Annotated in this window: 3 protein-coding genes; all 3 read right to left on the minus strand. The window is 59.8% G+C overall.

Translation table 11 applies throughout. The features are described 5' to 3' along the window. Positions 1-21: 21 nt before the first annotated feature. Positions 22-753: a cytochrome-c oxidase, cbb3-type subunit II gene (ccoO, locus tag EN884_RS32240; protein WP_013525001.1), complete on the minus strand. Its 732-nt coding sequence runs from the start codon at positions 751-753 to the stop codon at positions 22-24. A gap of 11 nt (positions 754-764) precedes the next feature. Next, complete coding sequence (ccoN, locus tag EN884_RS32245; protein WP_013525002.1) at positions 765-2,375, minus strand: cytochrome-c oxidase, cbb3-type subunit I; 1,611 nt, start codon at positions 2,373-2,375, stop codon at positions 765-767. Next, positions 2,372-2,682 (minus strand): hypothetical protein (locus EN884_RS39135; RefSeq protein WP_206617697.1); only part of this gene is annotated, 311 nt, incomplete at its 5' end. The genes ccoN and EN884_RS39135, both read right to left, overlap by 4 nt.

Raw genomic sequence — 2,682 nt, forward strand, 5'->3', positions numbered from 1 at the left:
TAATCCATGGGTAGAACTCCCTCAGCGATAGCCCGCGGCTTCATCGTAGTTCTTGAAATCGACCAGCGTGCCGAGCATCTGGAGATAAGCGACAAGGGCATCCATTTCGGTGACCTGTTGCGGGTTGCCGTCGAAGTCGCCGATCTTGGCTTTGGGGTAGCGGGCTTCGAGGCCGGACGTGTCGGCGTTGGGATCGGCTTGCGCCATCAGGTCGGCATTGGCGCGGGCGATCATGTCATCGCTGTAGGGGACACCGACACGCCTGTTGGCAACCAGATGCGTCGAGAAGTCCTCCACCTCGATCGGCGTGTCTTTGAGGAACGCGTAGCTCGGCATGATCGATTCCGGCACCACCGAACGCGGATCCGTGAGATGCTCGACATGCCACAGATTCGAGTAGCGGTCGCCAACTCTGGCGAGGTCCGGCCCGGTACGCTTCGATCCCCACTGGAAAGGATGATCGTACATCGACTCGGCAGCCAGGCTGTAGTGACCGTAGCGCTCGACTTCGTCGCGGAACGGCCTGATCATCTGGCTGTGGCAGAGGTAGCAGCCCTCGCGCACATAGATGTTGCGCCCGACAAGTTCGAGCGGCGAATAGGGGCGCATGCCTTCCACCTTCTCGATCGTGTTGTCGAGATAGAAGAGCGGTGCGATCTCGACGATGCCGCCGACGGTCACCACAAGAAGAGAGCCAACGAGAAGAAGCGTGGCGTTCTTCTCGATGAGTGCGTGTCTGTCCATCAAGCCCATTGTCTGGCTCCTTATTCGGCAGGCTGAAGGGCGGGAACAGAGCCGGGCATCGGCTCCTCCTCGCGCTGGTATCCGAGGATGGTCATGGCGATGTTCCAGGCCATGATCAGGGCGCCGGAGAGATACATTGCCCCGCCAATGGCGCGCATGAGATAGTAGGGATGCATGGCGGCCACGGTTTCGGCGAAGGAATAGACCAGGAAGCCCTGCTCGTCGTATTCACGCCACATCAGGCCCTGCATGACGCCGGAAACCCACATGACGGCGGCGTAGACAACGATCCCCAGGGTCGCCAGCCAGAAGTGCCAGGTGACGAGCCTCAGCGAGTAGAGCCGCTCACGGTTCCAGAGCTTCGGCACCATGAAGTAGATTGCGCCGAACGAGATCATGCCGACCCAGCCGAGCGCACCGGAGTGCACGTGGCCAATGGTCCAGTCGGTGTAATGCGACAGCGAGTTGACCGTCTTGATCGACATCATCGGACCTTCGAAGGTCGACATGCCGTAGAAGGCGATGGCCATCACCATCATACGGATGATGGGGTCTGTGCGCAGCTTGTCCCAGGCGCCGGACAGCGTCATCAGGCCGTTGATCATGCCACCCCATGACGGCATCCACAGCATGATCGAGAACACCATGCCGAGCGTCTGCGCCCAATCGGGCAGGGCGGTGTAGTGCAGGTGATGCGGCCCGGCCCAGATGTAGAGAAAGATGATCGCCCAGAAATGGATGATCGACAGCCGATAGGAATAGACCGGCCGGTTCGCCTGCTTGGGCACGAAGTAATACATCATGCCGAGGAAGCCGGCAGTGAGGAAGAAGCCGACGGCGTTGTGGCCATACCACCATTGCGTCAGGGCGTCCTGGACCCCGGAAAAGGCGGAGTAACTCTTTGAGCCCAGGAACGAGGCCGGCATCGACAGGTTGTTGATCACATGCAGCATCGCGATGGTCACGATGAAGGAGAGGTAAAACCAGTTGGCGACGTAGATGTGCGGTTCCTTGCGCTTGAAGATCGTGCCAAGGAACAAGATCAGATAGGCGACCCAGACGATGGTCAGCCAGATGTCCACGTACCATTCGGGTTCGGCGTATTCCCGGCTCTCGGTGATGCCGAGCAGATAGCCGGTCGCGGCCATGACAATGAAAAGCTGGTAACCCCAGAACACGAACCAGGCGAGATCGCCGCCGAACAGGCGCGCGCGACAGGTGCGTTGCACGACGTACAATGACGTGCAAAGCAATGCGTTGCCGCCGAATGCGAAGACCACTCCGGACGTATGCAGCGGCCGCAAACGGCCGAAGTTGAACCAGGGCTGGATGTTGAGATCGGGGTAGGCAAGCTGCAGCGCGATGACCACGCCGACAAGCATGCCGACGACACCCCAGAACATGGTGGCGATGGCGCCGTAGCGGATTGGACCATCCATGTAAGCGGATGGGTCAATCGGAGCGGCCACCTCGAAATTCGTGTTGCGGATGAGGATGGCGACAAAACCAAGCAACACAAAAAACAGCACCCACATATGCTGTCGAAAGGGCTGGTCCACGCCGAAGCCCGCGGCCACCAGGGCTGCAAATGTGAAAAGGCTCAAAACGAAGATTTGCGTGCCGAACTTCATGAGCTATCCCCGACCTCGGATTCCGATGCGCGGACGCCAATCCGCATAGACACCAATTCAGCAGTCGCGTTGTCGCCGCCTTGATCCATGTCAAAGCCCAGCCCCTTCTGAGTGGGCAGCGTGGTCTTGCACTCGGAGGCCGCCCTTGAGCCGGAAGAAGGGGCTGGGATCGTCGCTGTTCGAAGCAGGCGATGAAAATCCCGCACCGACTGATCGATCCAGCAGGGAAGTGGTCCAGCCGCGGTGATGAAGCGCGCGCACAGGGAAAAGCTGCAGCTCTGCGACGCCCTGGAAAGAATGGCGGGGG

The organism is Mesorhizobium sp. M7A.F.Ca.AU.001.01.1.1, from assembly GCF_004022735.1.
Taxonomy (GTDB): Bacteria; Pseudomonadota; Alphaproteobacteria; order Rhizobiales; family Rhizobiaceae; genus Mesorhizobium; species Mesorhizobium ciceri.